This is a genomic window from Pseudonocardia sp. ICBG601, from assembly GCF_020496245.1.
In genome coordinates, this window is the sequence record NZ_JAHLJA010000044.1 from 51,624 (window position 1) to 77,324 (window position 25,701).

Below are 25,701 nucleotides of genomic sequence, written 5' to 3' on the forward strand. Positions count from 1 at the left end.
TAACCGGACCGGGACCGCCGCGCCGGGCCTGCGGCTGCCCGGTGCCGCCCGGTGCAGCACCGGCCCGGGCGGTGGGGGTCAGGCGGTGGGGCCGGCCCCGGCGGCCGGAGCGTCCGTGCGGGAGGGGGCGTCCGGGACGCCCGGGCGGGCGGCGATGAGCCGGTCCAGGAAGTCCCCGGCCTCGCGGGCGGCGCGGTCCACGTCGCCGTCGGCGATGGCATCGACGATCCCGGTGTGCGAGATGTCGTCGTCGGTGCCCGCGGTGCCGGGCATCGTGGTCTTCACGCTGTCCGCGACCGCCTCCACCACGCCCCGGTAGAGCTCGACGAGCAGGCTGTTGCCCGCACAGCGGACGACGGCGACGTGGAAGTCGGTGTCGGCGCGCGCGGCGAGCTCCACGTCCGCGGTGTCCGGCTCCTCACCGCGACGGCCGCACTCCGCGACGGCGGCGACGGCCCGGTCGCGCTCGGCCAGCGCGGCCCGCAGGACGGTCAGGTCGGCGTCGGTCCGGCGGGCGGCCGCCATCCGGGCCGCCTCGACCTCCAGGGTGCGGCGGACCTCCAGCACCTCGCGCAGCTCCGGGCCGCACAGCGTGCGCAGCGCCCCGGACAGCTCGGTGGTGGCCCGCACGTAGGTGCCGTCGCCCTGGCGCACCTCCAGTAGACCGCCGTGGGAGAGGGCACGGACGGCCTCGCGGACGGTGTTCCGGCCGACCTCCAGCGACGAGGCCAGCTCCGACTCCGGCGGGATCCGGGCGCCGACCGGCCACTCACCGCCGGTGATGGCGGAACGGAGCTGGCCGATGACCTGGTCGACCAGGCCACCGCGGCGCGCTGTGACGAGAGGCACCGGAACAGCCTTCCATCCGAACATCCTACGTCTGTAACAATACTGTTTCGTGAGCATTGCTGAGCAGGAGACACGCGCGGAGGAGACCATCGCCACCGGACGGGCCGAGGACATCGGGCCGTCGCGCCGTGGTGCGCTCGTCGGGACCCCCCTGCTCGTCGTCGGGGTGGCGCTCGCCGCCGCGAACCTCCGCCCGGCCGTGACCTCGATGTCCTCGGTGCTCGGCGAGGTCCGCGACGGCCTCGGTGCCTCGGCGATCTGGGCCAGCGTGCTCACCGCCGTCCCCACCATCTGCTTCGGTCTCGCCGCGATCGCGGCCCCGCTGCTCGCCCGTCGCCTCGGCACGGCCCGCGCGATCGGCCTGGCGATGGCGGTCCTGACCGCGGGGCTCGTGCTGCGCGTCGTCGACGGCCCGTGGGTCGTGCTCGGCGGCACCTTCGTCGCCGCGGCGGGCATCGCGATCGGCAACGTGCTGATCCCGGTGGTGGTCAAGCAGTCCTTCCCGCACGCCGTCGGCCGGGTCACCGGCATCTACACCGCGGCGCTGGCCGCGGGTGGCGGGATCGGCGCGGCGTTCACCCCGCCGCTGGAGCCGCTGCTCGGCGGCTGGCGCGGCGCGGTCGGGGCGTGGGCGCTGCTGTCGCTGGCCGCACTCGTCGTGTGGGCCGCCGGGGCCCGGCACGGCGAGCCGGAGCCGGTCGTGCGCACCGCGGAGGCCGTGGAGCGACGCCCGATGGTGCGCCGCCCGCTGGCCTGGGTGGTCACCGCGTTCTTCGGGCTGCAGGCCTGCGTCGCCTACGTCGCGATGGGCTGGCTGTCGGAGCTGTTCGTCTCGGTCGGGGTGACCCGCACCGACGCCGGCCTGATGCTCGCCCTGATCAACCTCATCGGCATCCCGCTGAGCTTCATCATCCCGCCGATCGCGCTGAACCGGCCGTCGCAGTCGGGCTGGATCGTCGGGCTCGCCTGCTGCTCGCTGGCCGCCGTCGCCGGGCTCGCGATCGCCCCGGCCGCCGCGCCGTGGCTGTGGACGGTCCTGCTCGGCACCGGCATGGCGGTCTTCCCGCTGGGGCTCGGCGTGATCGCGCTGCGCACCCGCGAGTCCGCCGAGACCACCGACCTGTCGGCGATGGCGCAGGGCTTCGGCTACCTCATCGGCGCGGCGGGTCCGTTCCTGTTCGGGGTCCTGCACGGCGCCACCGGTTCCTGGACGCCGTCGCTGGTGCTGCTCGGCGTGGTGATCGTCGTCGAGATGGTGCTGGGCTGGGTCGCGGGACGCCCGCGACTCGTCTGAAGGCCGGCCGCGCGGCACCGTCGCGGTGATATATGAGAGCCCCCGGTGCCGCGTCCGGCGTCGTGGGCCCGGTGTACCGTCGTGGACGTCCGATCTCCCGGCGCATCCCCGCCCGGCGGCGGCCCGAGATCGGGGTCCTCGATCCGTCAGGGAGTACTCGTGACCGACACCGCCCTTCCCCCGGCCGGGGACACGGCGCGGCTGGTCGACCAGACCGGCCCGTACTTCGGCCGCTTCGGCGGCCGCTACGTCCCGGAGGCGCTGGTCGCCGCGCTGGACGAGCTCGAGCAGGCCTACCACGCGGCGATGACCGACGAGGCCTTCCAGGCCGAGCTCGCCGAGCTGCACCGCACCTACTCGGGGCGGCCCAGCCTGCTCACCGAGGCGCCGCGGTTCGCTGCGCACGCGGGCGGTGCACGCATCCTGCTCAAGCGGGAGGACCTGAACCACACCGGCTCGCACAAGATCAACAACGTGCTGGGCCAGGCTCTTCTCACCAAGCGGATGGGCAAGACCCGGGTCATCGCGGAGACCGGCGCCGGGCAGCACGGTGCCGCCTCGGCCACCGCCGCGGCCCTGATGGGGCTGGAGTGCGTCGTCTACATGGGCGAGGTCGACACCGAGCGCCAGGCGCTCAACGTCGCCCGGATGCGCATGCTCGGCGCCGAGGTCCGCCCGGTCACCTCGGGCACGCGCACCCTCAAGGACGCGATGAACGAGGCGATGCGCGACTGGGTCACCAACGTGGCCGACACGCACTACCTCATCGGCTCGGTCGCCGGGCCGCACCCGTTCCCGGCGATGGTGCGCGACTTCCAGCGGATCATCGGGGTCGAGGCCCGCCAGCAGGTCCAGGACCTGACCGGTGCGCTGCCCGACCTGGTGTGCGCCTGTGTCGGCGGCGGCTCCAACGCGATGGGCATCTTCCACGCCTTCCTCGACGACACCTCGGTCGAGCTGGTCGGCTTCGAGGCCGGCGGCGACGGCGTCGACACCCCGCGGCACGCGTCGTCGATCGGCGGCGGCGACGTCGGGGTCCTGCACGGCTCGCGCAGCTTCATCCTCCAGGACGAGGACGGCCAGACCCGCGACTCGCACTCCATCTCCGCCGGTCTGGACTACCCGGGCGTCGGCCCGGAGCACTCCTGGCTGCACGACATGAAGCGCGCCCGCTACGAGTCGGTCACCGACGCCGAGGCGATGGACGCCTTCCGCCTGCTCTGCCGCACCGAGGGCATCATCCCGGCCATCGAGAGCGCGCACGCGCTGGCCGGTGCGCTGCGCGAGGCGAAGCGCCTGGGCGAGGGCAAGGTCGTGCTGGTCAACCTGTCCGGCCGTGGCGACAAGGACGTCGACACCGCGGCGAAGTACTTCCAGCTCATCGACGACGAGGGCAACGCCGTGACGGACGGAGCGGTCTGATGGCCAGCGTGCAGCAGCGGATCGAGGCGGTCCGGGCCGAGGGCCGCGCCGCACTGGTCGGGTACCTGCCGGTCGGCTTCCCGACCGTCGAGGGCTCGGTCGAGGCGATGCGGGCGATGGTCGCGGGCGGCGTCGACGTCGTCGAGGTCGGACTGCCCTACTCCGACCCGCTGATGGACGGCCCGGTCATCCAGCGCGCCACCCAGCAGGCGCTGGACAACGGCGCCCGCTCCCGCGACGCGTTCACCGCCGTCCGCGGGGTCGTCGACGCCGGCGCGCCGGCGCTGGTCATGAGCTACTGGAACCTCGTCGACCGCTACGGCATCGAGCGGTTCGCCGCCGACCTCGCCGAGGCGGGCGGCTCCGGTCTGATCACGCCCGACCTGCTGCCCGACGACTGCGACGAGTGGCTCGCCGCGTCGGAGAAGCACGACCTCGACCGGGTCTTCCTGGTCGCCCAGACCACCACCCCCGAGCGGATGCGGATGACCGTCGGCGCGAGCCGTGGCTTCCTCTACGCCGCGTCGCTGATGGGCGTCACCGGCGTCCGCTCGGTCGGCGTCGAGGCCCGTGACCTGGTCACCCGCGCGCGGGAGCACGCGACCCTGCCGGTGTGCGTCGGCCTGGGTGTGCGGACCGCGGAGCAGGCGGCCGACGTCGCCTCCTACGCCGACGGCGTCATCGTCGGCACGGCGTTCGTGCAGGCCTTGGAGTCCGGTGGGCCGTCCGCGGTCGAGTCGCTCGCCCGCGAGCTCGCCGAGGGCGTGCGCGCGGGGGAGCGCGTCTCCGCCTGACGGAGTCACCCGGCCGCGCCCCGGCCAGGGGCGCGGCCGTGCCGTCCGACCTGCCGTCCGACCGCGGCGCCACGAGGGTGTTCCGTGGTCGACCGCCGGGCTCGGGCCCGCCGCGGCCGGGCGCGGACGTGCCGCCGCCGTCGGCCCCGTCCTCGGCCCTGCGCGTGCCGTCGGAGGCCGATCGGACGGGACCAGCGGTGGTCGCGCGCGGTGAGCGTGAGGTCCCTGAGAGCGTGTTTGGAAATTCTAGTGGGTTGAGGGTGTCGTGTGTTTCTGCTGGCGGGTGGCGGGGTATCCACGGGCGATGCGGCGGGTGATGGTGTTGATCGCGGCCCAGCGGATCATGGCTTCGGATGTGGTGGGGTGGCGTTCGTAGTCTCGGGCCAGGCGTCGGTGTGCGGTGAGCCAGGCCAGGGTCCGTTCGACCACCCACCTTCGTGGGAGGACGGTGAATCCGCGCTGCTCGGGTGGCTTGCGGATGATCTCGATCGTTGTCTGCAGGATCGTGGCGGCCCAGTCGAGCAGTCGCCCGGCGAAGCCGGCGTCGGCGTAGACGAACCGCACCCTGGTGCGCAGGTAGAGGTTGAGCAGGATCGGCTTGGCGCCGTCGCGGTCCTGTACCGAGGCCGAGCACACCATCGTGGTCAGCAGCAGACCGAGGGTGTCGGTCACGATGAACCGTTTCCGTCCGCCTGTCTTCTTCCCGGCGTCGTAGCCGCGGGAGTCCTGGCCGACGGTGTCGGCGCCCTTGACCGACTGGGAATCGATGATCCCCGCACTCGGCTCCGGATCACGGCCCTCGGCGATACGTAACTGCCCCCGCACGACCGGGAGGATCTTCTCGGTGACCTTCTGCTGTTCCCACTGGTTGAAGTACCAGTAGACGGTCTGCCAGGGCGGGAAGTCCACCGGCAACGCCCGCCAGGCACACCCGGTCCGCACGACATACAAGATCGCGTCCAGCACGTCCCGACGAGCATGAGCAACAGGCCGCCCCCGCCGCGCGAGCGGCGGTAACAACGGCTCGATCACCACCCACTGGGCATCACTGGTGTCCGAGGGGTACCGGCGCGGTCGTTCCTGCATGCCGACCACGATGGAGCACCCCAGCCGTGTCGACCATCCCGACACACCCACCATTTCCAAACACGCTCTGAGCGCACCGAGCTACCTGCAGGCGGTGCTGTCGATCGCCTACCGCGACGAGCGCAACAGCGTCCCGCTCACCGTCGCCACCCCGGCCGGGCTGGTGTTCGGCAACGCCGTGCACCCCTCGGCCTGGCTGCGCGGCCTGGGGGACCAGCTGCGCCGGCTCACCGCCGACGATCCGGGCAACGAGTCCGCGGCGTCGATGGCCGACATGTTCGACGAGATGGTCGGCGGTCGCGGCGACGAGCGCCCCGGCCCGGACGTCCCGACGAAGGACATCCACTGGATCTACTTCACCGACGCACTCGTGGTCCCGACCGCGGCGGGCGGGCCGAACTACGGCGAACCCGCCTGCTGGCAGGTGGCACTGCGCGACGTCACCGGCTGGACGATCGGCCTGCCGCCCGCCTGACCACCACGTCCGATGAACACCCGAACACGTGATCGCAAACTCGCAGGATCCGGACCCCGCCACAGCCTCCCTTCGCAGGTCAGACGCTCTCTGCCCAGGTCAGCGGCCCATCGGCGGAGCGCAGGTGTGACGACGACCACCCGAATTCGTCCGTGAGGATGCGCCACCCCCGGGACTCCCATGTGTGTCGAGCGGATCGACAGGGCACCACCGGTGCGAACCGGCCCCCGATCCGGCCACTGTGAGGCCCGATACCGGGCCATGACCTGGAGGCACACATGAGCACCACCGAGACCAAGGCGACCAAGGCCCCGGCTGTCACCGGCACCCCGTCGGCCCTGCAGTCCGAGCACGGCAGCACCCGCATCGCCGAGACCGTCGTCTCGAAGATCGCCGGGCTGGCCGCCCGCGAGGTCAGTGGCATCTACGCCCTCGGCGGCGGCGCGGCCCGCGCGTTCGGCGCGCTGCGCGAGCGCATCCCGGGCGGCACCACCAACGCCTCGCAGGGCGTGTCGGTCGAGGTCGGCGAGAAGCAGGCCGCCGTCGACATCAACGTCGTCGTCGAGTACGGCGTCTCCATCGCCGACCTGGCGAAGGCCGTGCGCCGCAACGTCATCTCCGCCCTGGAGCGGATGACCGGGCTCGAGGTCGTCGAGGTCAACATCTCGGTCGACGACGTCCACCTGCCGTCCGAGGACGACGGCAAGGACGAGGAGCCGAAGAAGATCGAGTCCACCTCGCGGGTGGCGTGAGCGCCCGTACCGCCGCGGGCGGCGACGGGATCGTCGCCACGGGTGCGATCGACACCGACCGGATCGCCGACGCGGTGCTGGGCTGCCCCGGCGTCGCGCAGCTGCACGGCGGCCGGTTCGGTGAGGTCGCCACCTACCTGCCCGGACGCCGGGTGAGCGGCATCCGCGTGGACCCCACGGCCCCGGCCGTCGAGGTGCACGTGGTCGGTCGCTACCCGGCCTCCGTGGCCGAGATCGACCACCAGGTCCGCACCGCGCTGCTCCCGGTCGTCGGGGGCGCGCGGGTGGACGTGGTGGTCGGCGACTACGCCGGTCCCACCGAGCCGACGCCCGTCCGGCAGTCGGACTCGGCACCCGCCACCGGCGAGTTCCCGGTCCCTCCCGCGGCCACCCCCTGACCCGCCCGGACGCCCGTCCACATCCCCGGACGTCCGGTACCTCCTCGTCTCGAAGGACGTGACTGTGATGTCCCTGTCCACCAACACCCAGATCGGCCTGATCGCCGGTCTCCTCCTGGCCATCGCCGGCATCGTCGGCGGCTTCGGCGGGTTCGTCCTCGCCCTGATCCTCGGCGCGATCGGGCTCGGCGTCGGCCGCTGGCTCGACGGCGACCTCGACCTGTCCGAGCTCTCCGAGCGGTCGGGGCTGTCCGGACGCGGCCGCGACAAGGTCCGGTGAACCCGGTGAGCACCGTCGAGCCGACGGGGACGGCGACCGGGGACCCGGACACGATCCGGGCCACCCGTCTCCCCCCGCCCCCGCCGGACGACACCCCGACCCGCTCGATCGACACCGGCACGGGCTCCGCGGACGCCTCCGCCGGGACGGCCCCGGAGGACCGGGGCCGGGTTGATGTCGCCGACCAGGTCGTGCAGAAGATCGCGCTCGGCGCCCTGGAGGAGACCGAGGGCGTCGGCGGGAGCACCGGCACGGTCGGGCGGATGCTCGGCCGCGACGACGCCGACGGCCACCCGCGCGTCGAGGCCACCGTCTCCGGGCAGTGGGCTCGGATCGACGCGCGGATCTCCGTCGCCTACCCGTCCCCGGTCGCCGCGGTCTGCGACCGCGCCCGCGCGCACGTCGTGCGGCAGGTCGAGGCGCTGACCGGGCTGTCCGTCGCGCGGGTCGACGTCGTCGTCACCGCGCTCACCGTCCCGGGCGCCGCCCGCCCGGCCGGGAGGGAGCTCGAATGATCCGCCGCCCCCGCAAGTCCCTCGCCGCGGGCATCGTGGCGCTGGTCCTGCTCGCCCTCTGCGTCGTCGTCGCCGTCGCGGTCGTGCAGCTGCTCCTCGGGCAGCAGCCGATCGTCGACTTCGGCCTGCTGGGCTCCACCGTCGCCGGGTACACCGGCGCCGACGTGCCCGTGCTCGTCGCCTCCGGCGTCGTCGCGCTGGTCGGGTTGGTGCTCGTCGTGGTCGCGCTGCGGCCGGGCACGCCGACCGTGTTCCCGCTGGCCTCGGCGGACGGGGCCGAGAAGCTCGACTCCGGCATCACCCGGCGCAGCCTGAACCGGGCGCTGGCCGACGCCGCCACCGACGTCGACGGCATCACCAAGGCGTCGGTGAAGAACACCGGCCGCCGCGCCGCCGTCACCGCGCACGCCGCGTTCGGCGACCCCAGGGACCTGCGCGACCGGGTCCGCAGCGCGGTCGCGCAGCGGCTCGACGCCGTCGGACCGGCCCGCAGCCCGAAGGTCACGGTGTCCGTGACCGGCACGAAGCAGCAGGAGGCGTGATGGCCAGCGCGACCCCACCGTCCCGGCTCAACCGGACCCTGCTGTTCCTGATCGGGCTCGTCCTGCTCGCCGCGGGGGTGTTCGGGCTGCTGTTCGGCACCGGCGTCCTGCGCCAGGTGCTCCCCGGGATCGACCCGTCGGTCCCGCTGCTGCCCGCCGGTCTCACGCTGCCCGGGTGGGCGCCGTGGGTGACCCTCGCCGTCGCCGTCGTGGTCGGGCTGCTGGCCCTGCGCTGGCTGCTCGCCCAGGCTCGTCGCACGCCCCGCACCTCGGCATGGACGCTGCCGTCGGCGCAGGTCGCGGGCCGGGACGCCGGGACGACCCGGATCCACTCCGACCACGCAGCGGACGCCCTGGCCGCCGACATCGAGAGCTACGAGGGCGTCCAGCGCGCCGCCGCCGCACTCGTGGGCGACCGCCGTCGTCCGGAGATCCACCTGGACGTGACGGCGGACGACGGTGCCGACCTCGCCGCGCTGCGCACCCGGATCACCGACCACGCGCTGCCGCGGCTGCGGTCTGCACTGGACATCGAGTCCGGTCGCGCCGACCTGGTGTTGCGCCTGGCCGAGGAGAAGGCGCACTCGCGGGTGGGCTGAGCGACCGCACACCGACGACGACGGGGCCCCGGATCACCGGGGCCCCGTCGTCGTGTGCGGGTGGGTCAGCGGGACCGGTCGACGAACCCGGCGCCGGCGATCCGCAGGCCGCTGCCGCCCGCCATGCGGAGCAGCCCGGCCATGGCGATGACCAGACCGACCATCTCGAGGGTCTCCTCGGTGCCGGCCAGGACGTTGTAGGTGAAGGACTGCACGTCGCCGGTCTGCTCGAACAGCGCCCCACCGGCCGACTCCAGCCCGACCGCGCCGAGCAGGAACACCGCCGCCCCGGCGACGACGAGCCAGGCCCCCGGCCGGCGCAGCACCATCGGCAGGCACAGCACCGCGACCACCGCGACGAGCGCCACGGCCGGGATGATCCAGGCGTAGGTCAGGAAGCCGCTCGTGCCGAACGTGGTGTGGATGATCCAGCCGACCTGCTCGTGGTTCGCCGCGGTCTCGTCCATCGCGACGACCGCGCAGGACAGGCTGAGCAGGATCCAGCGCCACCGCTCGCGGCGCACCGAGTTCGCCGCGATCAGCGCGAGCAGCGCCGCGTTGGTCAGGTGCAGCGCCGAGCTGAACCAGGTCGAGATGTTCAGCTCGGTGCCCAGCCGGATCGGGGCCGGGATCTCGAAGCCGGGCCGCCCGATGCCGTAGACGGCGGCGCCGTAGTGGGCCAGCGCCAGCACGGCGACGATCGCGGCGGCGGTGCCGACGACCGGTCCGCGACGCACCAGCGCCAGGTGCGGTGCGCCGGGCGCGGCGGCCTGCGCCTGCGGTGACGGCTCCGCGGGGGCCGGGCTCGCGGCCCCGGAGGCCCCCGCGGGCCGCGGACCGGCCCCGGCGTCCTCGGTGACGCGCGGGATGACGACCGTGGCCGGGTCGTCGTCGGCGCTGTGCGCGCCGCCGCCCTGGGCGCTGCGGCCCCGGGCGAGATGGTCCTGGGCGGTCATGTCCCCTCCTCCTCACCGGCGGCCGGGCGGCATCAGCAGGCGACGTCGACTCCGACCGCAAGGTGGCTGGAAGGTAAACGAGCGTATGACCGCCGGGAAACGCCGGGTCAGCTCCAGGGGCGCGCGGAGCGGGTGCGCCAGTAGCTCTCGGCCGGTTCGGCCAGCGCGGCGAGCTCCTCGGCCACGTCCGCTGGCAGCGTGAGCTCCGCGCCCGCGAGGTTCGACGCGAGCTGGTCGGTCCCGACCGGGCCGAGCAGCACCCGCCACGCCCACGGGTTCGCCAGCGCCGCGGCGACGGCGATCCGGTCCAGCCCGATCCCGGTCCGCGCGGCCAGCGCCGCGGCCGCACGGGCCCCCTCGGTGCCGTCCTCACCGCCCGGGGCGAGCCTGCCGTTGGCGAAGACCTCCTTCAGGATCACCCGGGCTCCGGTGTCGGCGGCCTCGGCCAGCGCCGGACCCACCGAGGGTTCGAGCGGGTTCCAGGTGCTCTGGAACGAGGTGAACAGCGGCTCGCCGTCCACCCGGACCTCCAGCGCCCGGCGCACCGCGTCGGCCTGGGCGGGGCCGGAGGTGGAGATCCCGACCCGGATCCCCCGGTCGCGCAGGTGGGCCATCGCGCGGTGGACGCGCTCGTCGTCGAGGACGCCGGTGTCGAGCGTCGCGGAGTGCACGTGGTAGATCCCGAGGTGGTCGCCGAGCAGCTGGTGGCTCATCGCGTACTGCTCGGTGAAGGCGTCGAGCGAGTGGTCCTTGATCTCGTGGGTGTCGGCGTCGGTCCGCCACCCGCCCACGTAGCGGTAGCCCCACTTCGAGCCGATCTCGACGGGGTCCTCGCCGCCGGTCACCCCGGGCCGGTCGGCGAGCCAGCCGGCGAGGAACTCCTCGGCGCGGCCGTAGGAGCGGGCGACGTCGACGTAGCGGACGCCCGCAGCGTACGCGGCGTCGAGCAGGGCACGGGAAACGACATGGCAGCCGTGCTCTCCGACGTACTCGCCGACCTCCTCGGTCGACCGGTGCGCTACACGCAGACGGACCCGGAACTCGCCGGACGCGCGATGCTCGACCACGGCGCATCCCCCGGCATGGCACGTGCCATGGCCGACATGGCCACCGCGAAGAACGAGGGTCTCGACGAAGGCGTCACCCGCACTCCCGCCACGACCACCCCGACCACCTACCGCGACTGGTGCACCGAGAACCTCAGAGCGTGTTTGGAAATTCTAGTGGGTTGAGGGTGTCGTGTGTTTCTGCTGGCGGGTGGCGGGGTATCCACGGGCGATGCGGCGGGTGATGGTGTTGATCGCGGCCCAGCGGATCATGGCTTCGGATGTGGTGGGGTGGCGTTCGTAGTCTCGGGCCAGGCGTCGGTGTGCGGTGAGCCAGGCCAGGGTCCGTTCGACCACCCACCTTCGTGGGAGGACGGTGAATCCGCGCTGCTCGGGTGGCTTGCGGATGATCTCGATCGTTGTCTGCAGGATCGTGGCGGCCCAGTCGAGCAGTCGCCCGGCGAAGCCGGCGTCGGCGTAGACGAACCGCACCCTGGTGCGCAGGTAGAGGTTGAGCAGGATCGGCTTGGCGCCGTCGCGGTCCTGTACCGAGGCCGAGCACACCATCGTGGTCAGCAGCAGACCGAGGGTGTCGGTCACGATGAACCGTTTCCGTCCGCCTGTCTTCTTCCCGGCGTCGTAGCCGCGGGAGTCCTGGCCGACGGTGTCGGCGCCCTTGACCGACTGGGAATCGATGATCCCCGCACTCGGCTCCGGATCACGGCCCTCGGCGATACGTAACTGCCCCCGCACGACCGGGAGGATCTTCTCGGTGACCTTCTGCTGTTCCCACTGGTTGAAGTACCAGTAGACGGTCTGCCAGGGCGGGAAGTCCACCGGCAACGCCCGCCAGGCACACCCGGTCCGCACGACATACAAGATCGCGTCCAGCACGTCCCGACGAGCATGAGCAACAGGCCGCCCCCGCCGCGCGAGCGGCGGTAACAACGGCTCGATCACCACCCACTGGGCATCACTGGTGTCCGAGGGGTACCGGCGCGGTCGTTCCTGCATGCCGACCACGATGGAGCACCCCAGCCGTGTCGACCATCCCGACACACCCACCATTTCCAAACACGCTCTAAGAACGCAAAGGGGACTGCGGCCTACATTGCATGTGCAGCGTGTATTGCGGGCTGTGCCGCCACCGTCGACGGCTGTTGTACGAAGCCGATGACGGTCTGCATGCCCTGCAAGGCGGTACCGTGACTCAGCAGGTCGTCGGCTGCGGACGCAGGACCCGCGCGCAGTCGACCCGGCTCGCCCCGGCTGCGCCGACGCACTGGCCGCAGTGGACCGCAGCGGCACGTACGACTTCCGCCGAGCGGCGGTGAGCCACCAGCGGGTGTCCGATCTTTACCTCTTGAAACGCAGGGGGTAGACCGAGCGGGTGTCCGATACAACGACCAACCCTCAGCGCCGGGAGAGGACCTTTCTCGGCCATCCGGTCCAGCTCGCGACGCTCTTCGGCGTCGAGATGTTCGAGCGGTTCTCCTTCTACGGCATGCAGGCGATCCTGCTGTACTACATGTACTACGAGGTCACCGCCGGCGGCCTCGGCTACAACCAGGGAGTTGCGGCAGGAGTCGTCGGAGCCTACGGCGGGACCGTCTACCTCTCGACGATCCTCGCCGCATGGCTCGGCGATCGGCTGTTCGGCCCGGAGCAGGTTCTCTTCGGCAGCGCGGTGTCGGTTATGGCCGGGCACATCGCTCTGGCGCTCCTGCCAGGCGGTGTAGGCCTGGCCTGTGGTCTCGTGCTGGTTGCGCTCGGCAGCGGGGGAATCAAGGCCAACGCATCGACGATCGTCGCGATGCTCTACGGCGAGGGTGACGACCGCCGCGACGCCGGGTTCTCGATCTTCTATCTGGGCGTCAACATCGGCGCGTTGCTCGGACAGATTCTCACCCCGGTAGTGCAGAGCCGGACGGACAGCTTCCACATCGGATTCGGTCTCGCCGCGGTCGGCATGGCGATCGGTCTGGTCCAGTACGCGTTCTTCCGTCGGAGCCTTCCTGCAGCGGGCAAGGTTGCACCCAACCCACTTCCAGCCGCCCAGCGGACCCGTGCCGGGCTGATCGGTGTGGCCGTCGTCGTCGTGCTGCTGATTCTCACGGTCACCGGGGTGATCACGGCGGGGCGCCTGGGTTACATCGTCACCGGGGTCGTCGCGGTCGCCACGATCGCCTACTTCTCCGTCATGCTGACCAGCTCCAAGGTGAACCGGGTCGAGCGCCGCCGTGTGCTGGCCTTCTTGCCGATGTGGATCGCCAGCGCCGTCTTCTGGGCGATCTTCCAGCAGATCTTCACCGTGTTGACGATCTACGCGGACGAGCGCCTGAACCGCTCGGTACTCGGGTTGTTCGAGATCCCGGCCGGATCGGTCCAGGCGATCGAACCGCTGTTCGTCGTGCTGCTGGCCGGGGTGTTCGCCGCGGTGTGGACCAAGCTCGGCCCGCGTCAGCCGGCGTCGCCGGCGAAGATGGCGATCGGCACGATCATCATCGGTGTCGGCTTCCTGCTGTTCGTGCCGCTGGCAGGTACCGGAGCGAACGGCACCCCGATGCTGGCCGTCGCTGGGATCCTTCTGGTGTTCTGCATCGGCGAGCTCTTCACGTCGCCGGTCGGTCAGTCGCTGTCGACGAAGCTGGCCCCGGCGGCGTTCCGCACCCAGATGGTGGCCCTGTTCTTCCTGTCGGTCTCGATGGGGACGGTACTCGCCGGAGTCCTGGCAGACTTCTACAGCGAAGAGAACGAAGCCGCGTACTTCGGCATCACCGGGGCCGCTGCGATCGTCGTCGGCATCGTGGTGCTTGCGCTCGTGCCGAAGCTGAAGGTGCTGATGGAGGGCGTCCGCTAGACTCTGATCGAACACCGGTTCGATCCGTCCCCAGCTGTGCACAGTCCTGTGGACAACTCCGGTGGATCACCGACGACGGGTGCGCCGGACCGTCGGTGAGTCCATCGTGTCGCCGGCCATCTCCCGGGCGATCCGCACGACGTGCGCGCGGATGTCCGGGGGCTGGTCGGCGATCCGCAGCGCCAGCATCTCCAGCATCGAGGCCAGCCCGAACGCGATCTCGGGTCGGCTGAGCCCGGCGTAGTGCGCCTGCACGGCCTCGTGTCGCAGGGCCGCCGCGGCGGCGAGCACCGTCTCGCGGTCGGTGCGCAGGGCGGCCAGTCGCTGTCGTTCGTGGATGTTCATGCTCCCCCGGTCGTCGTCGCGGAGCCGTCGCGGACGACGGCCGGTCCGCACCCGGGGGAGCGGGCGCGGCGACCAGCGTGCCCCGCCCTCCCCGGCCGGCGCCAGGCGGGTCCCCGAGATGTCGCACACACGTTCGACTCAGAGCAGCAGCAGGGCCACGCCGAGTGTCGAGACCGCTCCCCGGAGGTGGTTCGCGGCGCTCCAGCGCGGGGCGAAGGCGACCCAGTCGCCGTCGCGTTCCAGGGCGTTGTTGAGCGGGATGTTCACCGCGGCGGTCACGACGAAGCCGGCCAGCACCGCGACCCCGCCGGCGATCCGCAGCGGCTGCCCGTCGAGCACACCGGCCACCGTCACCGCGCAGGCGAGCGGCGCTGTGCCGGCGAACAGCGTCCCGAACAGCGGATTCACGATCGCCCGGTTCACCCCGCGCATCACCGCGACCGTCTCCGCCGCGGGACGACGGCGCAGGGCGGGCAGCACCGCGACCGAGAACGCCAGGTAGATCCCGCCGAGCAGACCCGCCCCGGTGGCGGCGGCGTCGTCGAGGAACCCGGTCATCGCGTCACCCCCGCCGCCCACTGCTCGACGGTCAGCACGTCGTCGACGGCGCCCCGCGGCCCGTGCGCGCGGATCTCCCCGCGGTTGAACGCCCGGTTCATCGCGACGTGCAGCCGCGCCCCGTCCGCCGGCATCCCGGCTCCGCGCAGCAGCTGCTCCATCTCCTCGTCCGGGACGTGCACGTAGGTCAGGTCCGGCAGGCCCAGTGCGGGCCCGAGCGCGGCGACGACCTCGGGCGCCGTCCGGTCCGCCGCGCCCTGCACCTCGACGACCTCCGGCGCGTCCGGGGCGAGCAGCGCCGCGGCGGCGGCCCGTCCGACGTCGCGGGTGGCGACCATCGACAGCGCGACGTCGGGGTCCACGGAGTCCGCGTGCACCCCGTGCGCCCGCATGGCGGCGAGCGACCACAGGAACGACTCCAGGAACAGGCCCGGCCGGACCTGGGTGACGTGGGCGTCGAGCGTCGCCAGCCGGGCCTCCTGGTCGTGCAGGCTGCCCAGGTAGCCGGTCACGGCGAGGTCCGGGCCGCCCGGGACCTCCGCCCCGAGCGAGCTCAGCGCGACGACCCGGGGCACGGCCGCGTCGCGCAGCGCGGCGACGACGGACTCCCCGAGCCGGGCCTGGTGGGCGGCGTGGTCGGGCGCGGTGACGTCGAAGGGCAGCAGCACGAAGGCTGCGGCCGCTCCGTCGAACGCCCGGCGCAGGAAGTCCCGGTCACCGAGGTCGCCCGGCCACGGCCGCACCCCCGGCGCGGCGACGGCCGGGCGGCGGGCGACGGCACGGACGTCCACCCCGGCGGCGGTCAGCTCCCGGACGACCTGTGCTCCCACGTTCCCGGTCGCTCCCAGCACGGTGATCATGTCGAACTCCTCTCGTCGGTGTCCGTCCACGATCACCGCCAACGAGCGGACGCAGAATGGCTGTGTATCCACAGATGATGCTAATTCGTCCACAGGTGGGGATGAGCTGTGGACGAACTGTCATGCTGTGCACCGTGTCCACCGCGCCGCCGTTCCCGGCCGCCGACCCGCTCGGGGAGGCGCTGCACGTGCTGCGCATGGACGGCGTCTTCTACTGCCGCTCCGAGCTCGGCGAACCGTGGGGGATGACGCTGCCGGCGACGCCGGGCTGTCTCTGGTTCCACGTCGTCACCTCCGGCGGATGCCGGCTGACCGTCGACGGCGCTGCCGGCGGCGCTGCCCGCGGGGCGGCGGACGGGACCGACCGCGAGCTGCGGCCCGGTGAGCTCGTCGTCGTGCCGCGGGGGACCGGGCACGCGCTGCGCAGCGCGCCCGGCGTGCTCGCTCCGGACATCCGGTCGATCCCGCACCCGATGCTCGACGGGCGCTACGCCCTGCTCCGGCACGGCGGCGACGGTCCGGTGACCCGGATGGTGTGCGGCGCGGTCCGGTTCTCCCACCCCGCCGCGGGCGACCTCGTCGCGAGCCTGCCCGACCTCGTCCGGGTGGAGCCGTCGCCGATCGGGGACCGGGTGCAGGACACGCTGCGGCTGCTGGCCGCGGAGGTCGAGCACGGTGGCCCCGGCAGCGACGCGGTGATCACCCGGCTGGCCGACGTCCTGGTCCTGCAGGCGGTGCGCGGCCGGCTGCAGGCCGACGCGGCCACCCGCACCGGCTGGCTCGGGGCGCTCGCCGACGACCGGATCGGCCGCGCGCTCGCCGCGGTGCATCGCGAGCCGGAGCGGGACTGGACCGTCGCCGCGCTCGCCGCGACGGCGGCCATGTCGCGCTCGGCGTTCTCCGCCCGGTTCACCGAGCTCGTCGGCGAGCCCGCGATGAGCTACGTGACCCGGTGGCGGATGCACGCTGCCGCCGAGTTCCTGTCAGGGGGGAGTGGGACGGTGGCGCAGGCGGCCCACCGGTTCGGCTACCGCTCCGAGGCGGCGTTCGCGCGGGCCTTCGCCCGCGTCGTCGGGGAACCCGCCGGACGGGTGCGCCGACACGGGCTCGCAGGCACGGCCGACGCCCTGGCCGCCTTCCGAGCCTGATCCGGGCCCTCGCACACACGTTCGACACAGGCCTGCTACGCTGCGACGACGCCGCCAGGAGAGGAGCAGTGCATCGAGTCGATCGTCTCGTATCCGGATCTCTCGCGACCGTCCTAGACAGCGGTATGCGGTGGCATGTGCGCGTGTCGATGCCGCCGTATGGGGCTGTCTAGTTCCTGGGCAAGAGAGCGGTACAGAGTTGGATCGACGGCCGATGCACTCGTCTGCGCTTCTCTCGGGTTGATCCGAGACGGGGCTAGAGGGCGCTACGTACGCCCGCGCGCTCGGGTCGTCTGCGGCTCTCTAGTGCGCGCGCGAGACGGTCGGAGAGAGCCCGAGGTGCCGTCGACCGGGCCGGCCGCGTGACGATCTGCGTCCGGGGGCACCGGCCGGGGCCGTGGCAGGGTGGGCCCATGAGCGGTGTGGCGGTGGTGACCGGGGCCGGGTCGGGCATCGGCAAGGCGGTGACCCGCGGTCTGCTCGACGCCGGCTGGCGGGTCGCGCTGGCCGGTCGTCGGCGCGAGGCACTGACCGAGGTCGCGGCGGGTCGCGACGGGACGCTCGTCGTCCCCACCGACGTCACCGACCCCCGGTCGGTCGAGGCCCTGTTCGCTGCGGTGCACGAGCGCTGGGGTCGGGTCGACCTGCTGGTCAACAACGCCGGCACGTTCGGCGCGGGCGGCACCGTCGACGAGATCTCCGTCGACGACTGGAACGCGGCCGTCGCGGTCAACCTCACCGGCTCGTTCCTCTGCGCCCGGGCGGCGTTCGGGGCGATGCGCGGCCAGGACCCGCAGGGCGGCCGGATCATCAACAACGGCTCGATCTCCGCGCACGTCCCCCGGCCGGGCAGCGCGCCCTACACCGCCACCAAGCACGCGATCACCGGGCTGACCAAGTCGCTCTCGCTCGACGGCCGTCCGTTCGGCATCGCCTGCGGGCAGATCGACATCGGCAACGCGGCCACCGAGATGACCGCGGGCATCGCCACCGGCGCGAAGCAGGCCGACGGCTCGGTCCGGCCCGAGCCAACCTTCGACGTCCGGCACGTCGCCGACGCCGTGGTCTCCATGGCCGGGCTCCCCCTGGAGGCGAACGTGCAGTTCCTGACCATCGCCGCGACGACGATGCCCTGGCTCGCCCGCGGCTGAGGATCGTCTCGTTCTGAGACTTCCGTCACCCCCCGTCGCGGGGGACACTGGGCAGATGACCCGGACGATGCACGTCCTGCGCCTGATCGTGCACGCCAGATCACGCCAGCCGGTGCTGCTGCTCGGCGAGGCCGACGGCGACCGCTGCGTGCCGGTGTTCCTGCGGCCGCCGCAGGCCGAGGTCATCGCCGTCGGCCCGCGGGACGACGAGGGCACCCCCCTCACCCAGGACGTGCTGCTCCCGGTCGTCGAGGCGCTCGGGCGCACCCTGGAACGGGTGGAGATCTCCGACCTCGTCGACGGCGTCTACACCGCCGAGCTGGTCTTCGACGGCGACACCCGGCTGGTGGTGCGTCCGTCGGACGCGTTGGCGCTGGCCGTGCGCGAGGGGCTGCCGATCGGGATGGCCGAGCACGTCCTCGACGAGGTCGGCCAGGCCGTCGACGACGTCCTGCCCCCCGACGGCGACGACACCACCGGCGCCGCCGCGCAGGCCCGCGCCGCCACCGCCGGACCGGCGGACGCCCCACCGGAGCAGCAGATGCAGGAGTTCCGGGAGTTCATCGACGAGGTGTCTCCGGAGGACTTCCGCTAGACCGCGGCCGGCGCCGCACCGGACCACAGCTCGGCGTAGCGCCCGCCCCGGGCCAGCAGCGCGGCGTGGTCCCCGCGCTCGACGATCCGGCCCTGTTCGAGCACGAGGATCTCGTCGGCGTCGCGGACGGTGGACAGCCGGTGCGCGATGACGAGCGCGGTCCGCCCGTCCAGCGCCTCGGCCAGCGCCGCCTGCACCGCGGCCTCCGACGTAGTGTCCAGGCTCGCCGTGGCCTCGTCCAGCACCACGATCCGCGGGCGTGCCAGCAGCACCCGGGCGATCGTCATCCGCTGGCGCTCCCCGCCGGAGAGCCGGTACCCCCGCTCCCCGACGACCGTCGCGAGCCCGTCGGGCAGCGACGCGACCAGGCCGTCGAGCCGGGCCCGGCGCAGCGCCGCCCACAGCTCGGCGTCCGTCGCCTCCGGTGCCCCGATCCGCAGGTTCGCCGCCACCGTGTCGTGCAGCAGGTGCCCGTCCTGGGTCACGAACCCGACCGCGCGGTGCACCGACGCCGCGGTCAGCTCCCGCACGTCGACACCGCCGATCCGGACCGCCCCGGAGGTCAGGGCCCCGGCAAAGTCGCTAGATGATCTTGTAGGTGGTCAGTGGTCGATGGGGGTCGCGGGCGTGGTGGCGGAGTGCTGCGGCGATGTTGCTGACGCCGTGCAGGCGTAGCGCGGTGATCGCGAGGTTCCGCAACGCCGACATGACCTGCGGGGCGTGACCGGTGTGGGCGGTGGCGCGGTCTTCGTCGAAGCAGACATCACGGACCCAGTGCAGGCGATTCTCGATCGACCAGTGCCCACGGATCCAGCGGGCGAGCAGTCCTGGATCGGCGTCGGTGCTGGTCAGGCTGGTGATCGCGTAGGCGGTCTCGGTTCTCCACTTCCCGCCAGGCCGCAGTGGGCGACGCCGGCGCACCAGCTTGATCGCCTGGGATGCGTGGGGGAAGAACTCTGCGCCCAGGTCGGGACAGGGGTGCAGGCTGACCACGCTGATCGTGCGGGTCTCGACGCGGCCGTGCCCACGCCCGCGTTGACGATCAGCGACGCCGATCTGGGTCCAGGGCAGCGCCCGTACCCGTGCCAGCAGCGTGGGCTGGTTCGCTTTGATCGTCATCAGGTAGTGCCCGCCGCGGCGGTGTAGGTAGTCGGCGTGGGCTCGCTGGGTGTGCAGAGCGTCCGCGGTGACCAGTACATCGTCGAGGTCGAGGGGGTCGAGCAGCGCGGTGAACGCGGTGATCTCGCTGCCTTTCTCTGCGACCTGAACCTGGCCGAGCACGCCACCGCTGGTCTGGTCGAGCACCGACACCAGATGCGGGAGCCAGACCCTGCCGTCGGCGGCACGGACGCGGGCGCCGCGCAGGGTCTTGCCGTCCAAGGCCAGCACGCGACGCTGTTCTCGCCGGGGTGTGCCCTCCGGGGCCGGCTGGGCGCTGAGCTGGGGCAACACCCAGGACTGCAACGCCGCCTCCAGCGCCGAGGCGTCGACCCGTTGCAGGACCCGGCGGATGGTCGACTCGTGCGGAGCGACCGCGCCCACCCCGAGCACGTCCAGCACGGCGCGGCCGACGTCATGGGCGTACTCGGCGATCGCGGTGAACGACCGGGCCCCCGCCAACACCGCGCACGCCCCCAGTAGCAACACCGCGAGGACACCGTGGCGGACACCGCGTGGTTTCCGCGGGTCCGGCACTCGCGACAGGGCCTCCACCAGCGACAACCCCGCCGCCTCACCGACCGGCGCGGCTCTCCCCGCGTCAGGACCGACCTCCAGGCCTTCCAGAGCAGCAACGATCGGAGACACTGAGCCTTTCCCAACCTGTTTGTGCTGGTCAGGGGTGTGAGGTGCGTGGCTTGTCGTGAGATGGGTGGGGCTCCTGGTAGACGGATAGCTGTCGCGCCACCGCCTACCGAGGAGCCCCGCGTGTTGTCCTACCCATCCGGGATGTCGATGTCCACTCGCACGGTTCGTGTCCTGGCCGGGCTGCTGCGCGGACATCGTCGCCGGATCGGGACCCGGTGGCGGCTCCTGACCCCGGCCCGCCAGGCCCTGCTCGTGCTCGCGCACCTACGTAAGGGCGAGACCTACACCGACCTGGCCAGCGGATTCAGAGTCGGGAAGTCCACGGTGTCCCGGTATGTCGCCGAGGCGATCGGGCTGCTCGCTGCGCTCGCGCCGACCCTGGAGCAGGCCATCACGGTCGCGGCCGGGAAGGCGTTCGTGATCCTGGACGGGACGCTGCTGCGTATCGACCGGGTCGGCATGGGCTCGGGCTATGACCGGGCGTTCTATAGCGGGAAGCACAAGTGTCACGGGCTGAATGTGCAGGTCATCGCCGACCCCGCGGGTCGGCTGGTGTGGATCTCCCCGCCGCTACCGGGGGCACGGCACGACATGGGCGCTGCCCGGATCCACGGGATCATCGACGCGGTCAACACCACCGGGGTGCGGGCGGTCGCTGACACCGCCTACCAGGGCGGCGGTCCCGCGATCACCGTCCCGCACCGACGCCGACGCCGCGATCTCGACACCGGCCGGTACCGGCCCCTGTCAGCGAATCAGAAGGCCGTCAACGCCGCTCACGCCCGACGGCGGGCACCGGGTGAGCGGGTCAACGCCGAGCTGAAGAACTGGAAGATCCTCCGCAAGATCCGCTCCAGCCCCTCCCAGGCTGCTCAGCTCGTCGCAGCGATCCAGACCCTCATGATCACCACCGCCTGACCAGCACAAACAGGTTGGGAAAGGCTCACTGACACTGCGGACACAGGCTTCCTGACGTGAGCAAGGATTCGACACCCTCATGATCACGCCAAGCCTGTGTCCGCACCCACCCCCACCCCCCACATCACCGCAGCTCAGGACCCACCCATCACGACTTTGCCGGGGCCCTGCCCCGGAGGTGACGTCGTAGAGCCGGGCGAGCAGCTGGGCGACGGTGGACTTCCCGGCCCCCGACGAACCGACGACCGCCACCATCGCCCCGGGCGCCGCGGTGAACGACACGTCGTGCAGCACCTGCTCACCGCCGCGGGTGTCGAGCGTCGCGACCTCCTCCAGCGACGCCAGCGACACCTGGTCGGCGGTCGGGTAGGCGAACGACACCGGTCGAACTCGACGCCGACCGGCCCGTCGGGCACCAGGCGCGCGCCCGGCGCGTCGGTGATCATCGGCTCCAGGTCGAGGACCTCGAGCACCCGCTCGAAGCTCACGAGCACCGCCATGATCTCCATCCGGGCCCCGGCCAGCGCGGTCAGCGGCTGGTAGAGCCGGGTCAGGAGCAGCGCGAGCGCCACGACGTTCCCCGCGGACAGCGCCCCGGCCAGCGCGAACCCGCCCCCGACGCCGTAGACGACGGCGACGGCCAGCGAGGACGCGAGCGTCAGCGCCGTCACGAACGTCCACTGCAGCATCGCCGAGCGCACCCCGATCGCGCGGACCCGGTCGGCCCGCTCGGCGAACTCCGCGGACTCCTGCTCCGGGCGGCCGAACAACGTGATCAGGGTGGCGCCGGGCGCGGAGAACCGCTCGGTCATCCGGGTGCTCATCGCTGCGTTGTGGTCCGCGGCCGCCCGCTCCAGCGCGGCCAGCCGCCGTCCCATCAGCCGGGCCGGGACCAGGAACGCCGGCAGCAGCAGCGTCACCAGCAGGGTCACCGGCCAGGAGATCACCAGCATCGCGGCGAGCGTCAGCGCCAGCACGACGACGTTGGACACCACCCCGGCGAGGGTGTCGGAGAACGCCCGCTGCGCCCCGAGGACGTCGGAGTTCAGCCGGGACACCAGGGCGCCGGTGCGGGTGCGGGTGAAGAACGCGACCGGCATCCGTTGTACGTGGTCGAACACGGTGGTCCGCAGCTGGTGGATCAGGCTCTCGCCGAGGTTCGCCGAGTACCAGCGGGTCAGCATCGACAGCGCCGCCTCGACCAGCGCGACGGCCGCCATCAGACCGGCCAGCAGCGCGAGCACCGACAGCGGCTCGCCGCGGGTCACCGCGTCGGTGGCCCGCCCGGCGAGCAGCGGCACCGCCACCGTCAGCACGGCGGCGGCGGTGCTGACGGCGAGGAACGCCGCGATCCGCCGCCGGTGCGGCCGGGCGAAGTCCAGGATCCGGCGGGCCGTCTCCCCCGCAGGGCGGGTGCGCCTGCCGGGTTCGGTGCTCGCGGTGCGCAGGGCCGTCCAGGTGCTCGCGTCCATGGTGCGGGACGCTATGATCTGAAGCTGACTTCAGGTCAAGAGCCGGCCGTCATGCGGTCGCGAGCTCCGGCTCCTCGTTCAGGTCCGGCAGCGTCCACGGCCGGGCGACGGCGACCAGCGCGATCCCGGCGAGCGCGATCGCGCCGAACATCGCGGTGCCCATCGCGGCCGCGTCGTTGCCGAGCAGCCCGACGACCGGGGACGTCGCCGCGCCGATCCCGAACTGCAGCGACCCCAGCAGTGCCGACGCCGTCCCGGCGGACTCGCCGTGCCGGGCCAGTGCCAGCGCGGGCGCGTTCGGCAGGACGAAGCCGCAGGCCAGCAGCAGTGCCCACACGCCGGCGAGCACAGCGGGCAGCCCGCCGGTGCCGGTCGCGGTGAGCACGGCCAGCACGAGCCCGACGAGCACGCCGGCGGCGACGGCGATCGACATCACCCGGCGGGGCTCGACCCGGCGCAGCACCACCGGGTTGAGCTGGGTGCCGACGACCAGCCAGATCGCACCGGCGCCGAAGGCGATGCCGAACGTCTGCTGGTCCATCCCGAACTGCTGCTGGTAGACGTACGCGGCGCCGGAGACGTAGCTGAACAGCGCGCCCATCGCGAGCCCCGCGACGAGCACCAGCCCGACGAAGGTCCGGTCGCGCAGCAGCCCGCCGTAGGTCGCCACGGTGGCGCCGAACCGGGCCGACCGGCGTCGGGAGACGGGGAGGGTCTCGGGCAGCCCCGAGGTGACCACGGCCAGCATGACCAGGCCGTAGCCGGCCAGGAACAGGAACACCCCGCGCCAGGAGACCCAGTTGAGCAGGGCAGCGCCGAGGGTCGGGGCGAGCACCGGGAAGGCGCCCATCACCAGGATCAGCCGCGAGAGCATGGTCGCCGCGGCCCGGCCGGTGAACAGGTCGCGCACCACGGCGAGGCCGATCACCGCGCCCGCCGAGGCGCCGACGCCCTGCAGGACCCGCAGCACCGCCAGCACCTCGATGCTCGGGGCGACGGCGACCAGCGCCGAGGCCAGCACGTGCACGGCGGTGCCGGCGAGCAGGAGCCTGCGGCGGCCGTAGGCGTCGGACAGCGGGCCGATCACCAGCTGGCCGAGCGCCAGACCGGCGAGCGTGCCGGTCAGCGTCAGCTGCACGACCGGCTCGGACGCGACGAGGTCGCGCCCGACGTCGGGCAGTGCTGGCAGGTAGGTGTCGATCGTGAGCGGGCCGAGTGCGATCAACGCACCCAGGATCAGCGCGATCCGTAACCGGCTCGGCGCCGTGACTGCGGTTGTGGTCACCGGTGTGTCCCCCCTCGTGTGGCCGCACGGTGCAACCTCACGAGGGGTGACGCCGATTCCGCCCGGGGGTCACCGGGCGGGTGAGCGCGCTCACACGTCGATCACCGGGTGGCGGGCTCCAGCCGGACCTGGACCCACTTCGACGTCGGGCACCGCGACGACTCCGCGTAGGACTCCAGCGGGATCAGCGGGTTCGTCTCCGGGTAGTACGCGGCGATGCAGCCCTTCGGCGTCGAGTAGGACACCAGCCGGAAGTCGTCCGCGCGCCGCTCGCTGCCGTCGGTCCACTCGCTGACCAGGTTCACCCGGTCGCCGTCGGCGAAGCCCAGCTCACGCAGGTCGGCGTCGGAGATGAACACGACCCGACGACCGGAGTGGATGCCGCGGTAGCGGTCGTCCAGGCCGTAGATCGTGGTGTTGAACTGGTCGTGGCTGCGCAGGCTCTGCAGGACCAGGCGGCCCTCGGGCAGGGTCACCACCTCCAGCGGGCTGACGGTGAACTCCGCCTTGCCCGACGCCGTCGGGAAGGTGCGGCTGTCCCGGGGCGGGTGGGGGAGGGTGAACCCGCCGGAGCGGGCGACCTTCTCGGTGTAGGCCTCGCAGCCCGGGACGACCCGGCCGATCCGGTCGCGGATGCGGTCGTAGTCGGCGGCGAAGTCGGCCCACGGGACGAGGTGGTCCGCGCCGAGGGTGGCCCGCGCGATCCCGCACAGGATGTCGACCTCGGACCGCAGCAGCTCACCGGCCGGCTCCGAGCGGCCGTGCGAGGCGTGCACCGCCGACATCGAGTCCTCGACGGTGACCCGCTGCGCCCGGCCGCCGGTCAGGTCCTTCTCGGTGCGGCCGAGGGTGGGCAGGATCAGCGCGTCGGTCCCGGCGACGACGTGCGACCGGTTCAGCTTGGTGGAGATCTGCACGGTCAGCGCGCAGCGCTCCAGCGCGGGCTCGGTGACGCCGGTGTCCGACATCGCCTGGGAGAAGTTGCCGCCCAGCCCGACGAAGACGCTCGCCCGCCCGTCCGCCATCGCCTGCACCGCGGCGACCGAGTCGTAGCCGTGCTCGCGGGGCGGCTCGAAGCCGAACTCGTCGCGGATCGCGTCGAGGAAGCTGTCCGCGACCCGCTCCCAGATGCCCATCGTGCGGTCGCCCTGCACGTTGGAGTGGCCGCGGACCGGGCACAGGCCCGCGCCCGGCTTGCCGATCATGCCCTGGAGCAGGGCGACGTTCACCAACTCCTTGATGGTGGCCACGGCGTTGCGGTGCTGGGTGATGCCCATGGCCCAGCAGTTCACGATCCGCTTCGAGGTCGCGAGCATCTCCGCGGCCTTCTCGATCTCGCCCCAGGTGAGCCCGGTCGCGGCGACGACGGCGTCGCGGTCCAGGTCCTTCACGTGCGCGGCGTAGGCCTCGAAGCCGTGGGTGTGGCGCTCGATGAAGTCGCGGTCCAGCACGCTGCCCGGGTTGCGGTCCTCGGCGGCGAGCAGTAGGTGTCCGAACGCCTGCCACAGCGCGAGGTCGCCACCTGAGCGGATCTGCAGGAACTCGTCGGCCAGGTGGGTGCCGATGCCGCTCATGCCCCGCACGGTCTGCGGGTTGTCGAACTTGAACAGCCCGGCCTCGGGCAGCGGGTTGACGGCGAGGATCCGCGCGCCGTTCTTCTTGGCGATCTCCAGCGCCGAGAGCATGCGCGGGTGG

The 25,701-nt window shown here is 72.6% G+C and carries 25 protein-coding genes and 4 pseudogenes; 16 read left to right on the forward strand and 13 right to left on the reverse strand.

Translation table 11 applies throughout. From position 1 onward, the window contains the following. Window positions 1-78: 78 nt before the first annotated feature. Window positions 79-849, reverse strand: a complete 771-nt coding sequence (locus tag KPL57_RS16230) for a FadR/GntR family transcriptional regulator (protein ID WP_226352258.1) — start codon at window positions 847-849, stop codon at window positions 79-81. A 49-nt stretch (window positions 850-898) separates the two neighbouring features. On the opposite strand from KPL57_RS16230, the gene KPL57_RS16235 reads away from it, so the two are divergent. The 3 genes from KPL57_RS16235 (at window position 899) to trpA (ending at window position 4,359) form a co-directional block, all read left to right on the forward strand. Then, entirely contained in the window at window positions 899-2,143 is a 1,245-nt protein-coding gene (locus tag KPL57_RS16235; RefSeq protein ID WP_020623503.1) for an MFS transporter, read from the forward strand. Between the two features lie 159 nt (window positions 2,144-2,302). Continuing rightward, window positions 2,303-3,565, forward strand: coding sequence for a tryptophan synthase subunit beta (trpB, locus tag KPL57_RS16240; protein WP_226352259.1), 1,263 nt, complete (start codon window positions 2,303-2,305; stop codon window positions 3,563-3,565). Beyond that, window positions 3,565-4,359 (forward strand): tryptophan synthase subunit alpha, encoded by a 795-nt coding sequence (gene trpA / locus KPL57_RS16245; RefSeq protein WP_226352260.1) that lies wholly within the window; start codon window positions 3,565-3,567, stop codon window positions 4,357-4,359. Before trpB ends, trpA begins: the two co-directional genes overlap by 1 nt. A gap of 230 nt (window positions 4,360-4,589) precedes the next feature. Here the strand turns inward: trpA and KPL57_RS16250 are convergent. Next, window positions 4,590-5,499: pseudogene (locus KPL57_RS16250) on the reverse strand (IS5 family transposase); the annotation flags it as partial. Window positions 5,500-5,539: 40 nt separating this feature from the next. Between KPL57_RS16250 and KPL57_RS16255 the strand changes: the two are divergent. From KPL57_RS16255 to KPL57_RS16285, 7 genes are all read left to right on the forward strand, one after another. Further along, window positions 5,540-5,920, forward strand: a complete 381-nt coding sequence (locus tag KPL57_RS16255; protein ID WP_226352261.1) for a hypothetical protein — start codon at window positions 5,540-5,542, stop codon at window positions 5,918-5,920. Between the two features lie 278 nt (window positions 5,921-6,198). After that, window positions 6,199-6,672, forward strand: a complete 474-nt coding sequence (locus KPL57_RS16260; protein ID WP_020627430.1) for an Asp23/Gls24 family envelope stress response protein — start codon at window positions 6,199-6,201, stop codon at window positions 6,670-6,672. Further along, window positions 6,669-7,070, forward strand: a complete 402-nt coding sequence (locus KPL57_RS16265) for a hypothetical protein (RefSeq protein WP_226352262.1) — start codon at window positions 6,669-6,671, stop codon at window positions 7,068-7,070. The genes KPL57_RS16260 and KPL57_RS16265 overlap by 4 nt, the downstream gene beginning before the upstream one ends. 67 nt (window positions 7,071-7,137) lie before the next feature. Next, a complete protein-coding gene (locus KPL57_RS16270; RefSeq protein ID WP_020627432.1) occupies window positions 7,138-7,350 on the forward strand; it encodes a hypothetical protein in 213 nt (70 codons plus the stop codon). Window positions 7,351-7,355: 5 nt separating this feature from the next. Then, the gene (locus KPL57_RS16275; protein WP_226352263.1) at window positions 7,356-7,865 is read left to right on the forward strand and encodes an Asp23/Gls24 family envelope stress response protein; all 510 of its coding nucleotides are present in this window, start codon (window positions 7,356-7,358) and stop codon (window positions 7,863-7,865) included. After that, complete coding sequence (locus tag KPL57_RS16280; RefSeq protein WP_020627434.1) at window positions 7,862-8,407, forward strand: DUF6286 domain-containing protein; 546 nt, start codon at window positions 7,862-7,864, stop codon at window positions 8,405-8,407. Before KPL57_RS16275 ends, KPL57_RS16280 begins: the two co-directional genes overlap by 4 nt. Then, window positions 8,407-9,006 carry an alkaline shock response membrane anchor protein AmaP gene (locus KPL57_RS16285; RefSeq protein ID WP_226352264.1) on the forward strand — a complete coding sequence of 200 codons (600 nt, stop codon included), beginning with the start codon at window positions 8,407-8,409 and terminating at the stop codon, window positions 9,004-9,006. The genes KPL57_RS16280 and KPL57_RS16285 overlap by 1 nt, the downstream gene beginning before the upstream one ends. Window positions 9,007-9,071: 65 nt before the next feature. Here the strand turns inward: KPL57_RS16285 and KPL57_RS16290 are convergent, their stop codons facing one another. After that, window positions 9,072-9,962: a hypothetical protein gene (locus KPL57_RS16290; RefSeq protein ID WP_226352265.1), complete on the reverse strand. Its 891-nt coding sequence runs from the start codon at window positions 9,960-9,962 to the stop codon at window positions 9,072-9,074. A 107-nt stretch (window positions 9,963-10,069) separates the two neighbouring features. Beyond that, window positions 10,070-11,029 carry an aldo/keto reductase gene (locus KPL57_RS16295; protein ID WP_226352266.1) on the reverse strand — a complete coding sequence of 320 codons (960 nt, stop codon included), beginning with the start codon at window positions 11,027-11,029 and terminating at the stop codon, window positions 10,070-10,072. A gap of 15 nt (window positions 11,030-11,044) precedes the next feature. On the opposite strand from KPL57_RS16295, the gene KPL57_RS16300 reads away from it, so the two are divergent. Beyond that, a complete protein-coding gene (locus tag KPL57_RS16300; protein WP_226352267.1) occupies window positions 11,045-11,194 on the forward strand; it encodes a hypothetical protein in 150 nt (49 codons plus the stop codon). On the opposite strand, the pseudogene KPL57_RS16305 reads toward KPL57_RS16300, so the two are convergent. Next, window positions 11,137-12,076 (reverse strand): annotated as a pseudogene (locus KPL57_RS16305) (IS5 family transposase). The gene KPL57_RS16300 and the pseudogene KPL57_RS16305 sit on opposite strands and share 58 nt — an antisense overlap. A 322-nt stretch (window positions 12,077-12,398) precedes the next feature. Here KPL57_RS16305 and KPL57_RS16310 point away from each other — a divergent pair. After that, window positions 12,399-13,868 (forward strand): peptide MFS transporter, encoded by a 1,470-nt coding sequence (locus KPL57_RS16310; protein ID WP_226352268.1) that lies wholly within the window; start codon window positions 12,399-12,401, stop codon window positions 13,866-13,868. A gap of 66 nt (window positions 13,869-13,934) precedes the next feature. Here the strand turns inward: KPL57_RS16310 and KPL57_RS16315 are convergent, their stop codons facing one another. Genes KPL57_RS16315 through KPL57_RS16325 form a run of 3 tightly spaced genes read right to left on the reverse strand, consistent with a single transcriptional unit; the run spans window position 13,935 to window position 15,631 of the window. Continuing rightward, entirely contained in the window at window positions 13,935-14,342 is a 408-nt protein-coding gene (locus KPL57_RS16315; protein WP_226352269.1) for a hypothetical protein, read from the reverse strand. Between the two features lie 9 nt (window positions 14,343-14,351). Next, window positions 14,352-14,771 (reverse strand): DUF1772 domain-containing protein, encoded by a 420-nt coding sequence (locus tag KPL57_RS16320; protein ID WP_226352270.1) that lies wholly within the window; start codon window positions 14,769-14,771, stop codon window positions 14,352-14,354. Then, window positions 14,768-15,631, reverse strand: a complete 864-nt coding sequence (locus KPL57_RS16325; RefSeq protein ID WP_226352271.1) for an NAD(P)H-binding protein — start codon at window positions 15,629-15,631, stop codon at window positions 14,768-14,770. The genes KPL57_RS16320 and KPL57_RS16325 overlap by 4 nt, the downstream gene beginning before the upstream one ends. Before the next feature lie 122 nt (window positions 15,632-15,753). Here KPL57_RS16325 and KPL57_RS16330 point away from each other — a divergent pair, with 122 nt between their 5' ends. The 3 genes from KPL57_RS16330 (at window position 15,754) to KPL57_RS16340 (ending at window position 18,525) form a co-directional block, all read left to right on the forward strand. Continuing rightward, window positions 15,754-16,779: a cupin domain-containing protein gene (locus KPL57_RS16330; protein ID WP_226352272.1), complete on the forward strand. Its 1,026-nt coding sequence runs from the start codon at window positions 15,754-15,756 to the stop codon at window positions 16,777-16,779. Window positions 16,780-17,192: 413 nt separating this feature from the next. Next, complete coding sequence (locus tag KPL57_RS16335; protein WP_075309583.1) at window positions 17,193-17,930, forward strand: SDR family oxidoreductase; 738 nt, start codon at window positions 17,193-17,195, stop codon at window positions 17,928-17,930. 55 nt (window positions 17,931-17,985) lie between these two features. Beyond that, window positions 17,986-18,525 (forward strand): bifunctional nuclease family protein, encoded by a 540-nt coding sequence (locus KPL57_RS16340; RefSeq protein WP_060713990.1) that lies wholly within the window; start codon window positions 17,986-17,988, stop codon window positions 18,523-18,525. Here KPL57_RS16340 and KPL57_RS16345 read toward each other — a convergent pair. Further along, a pseudogene (locus KPL57_RS16345) lies at window positions 18,522-19,085 on the reverse strand (ATP-binding cassette domain-containing protein); the annotation flags it as partial. The gene KPL57_RS16340 and the pseudogene KPL57_RS16345 sit on opposite strands and share 4 nt — an antisense overlap. A gap of 22 nt (window positions 19,086-19,107) precedes the next feature. Beyond that, the gene (locus tag KPL57_RS16350; protein ID WP_226350739.1) at window positions 19,108-20,331 is read right to left on the reverse strand and encodes an ISAs1 family transposase; all 1,224 of its coding nucleotides are present in this window, start codon (window positions 20,329-20,331) and stop codon (window positions 19,108-19,110) included. 120 nt (window positions 20,332-20,451) lie between these two features. Here KPL57_RS16350 and KPL57_RS16355 point away from each other — a divergent pair, with 120 nt between their 5' ends. Next, the gene (locus KPL57_RS16355) at window positions 20,452-21,249 is read left to right on the forward strand and encodes a transposase family protein (protein WP_226351139.1); all 798 of its coding nucleotides are present in this window, start codon (window positions 20,452-20,454) and stop codon (window positions 21,247-21,249) included. Window positions 21,250-21,417: 168 nt separating this feature from the next. On the opposite strand, the pseudogene KPL57_RS16360 reads toward KPL57_RS16355, so the two are convergent. The 3 genes and pseudogenes from KPL57_RS16360 to KPL57_RS16370 form a co-directional block, all read right to left on the reverse strand. After that, window positions 21,418-22,721: pseudogene (locus KPL57_RS16360) on the reverse strand (ABC transporter ATP-binding protein); the annotation flags it as partial. 49 nt (window positions 22,722-22,770) lie between these two features. Then, the gene (locus KPL57_RS16365) at window positions 22,771-24,006 is read right to left on the reverse strand and encodes a multidrug effflux MFS transporter (RefSeq protein WP_226352273.1); all 1,236 of its coding nucleotides are present in this window, start codon (window positions 24,004-24,006) and stop codon (window positions 22,771-22,773) included. Between the two features lie 101 nt (window positions 24,007-24,107). Continuing rightward, on the reverse strand, window positions 24,108-25,701 hold a 1,594-nt coding region (locus KPL57_RS16370), incomplete at its 5' end, for an FdhF/YdeP family oxidoreductase (RefSeq protein ID WP_226352274.1).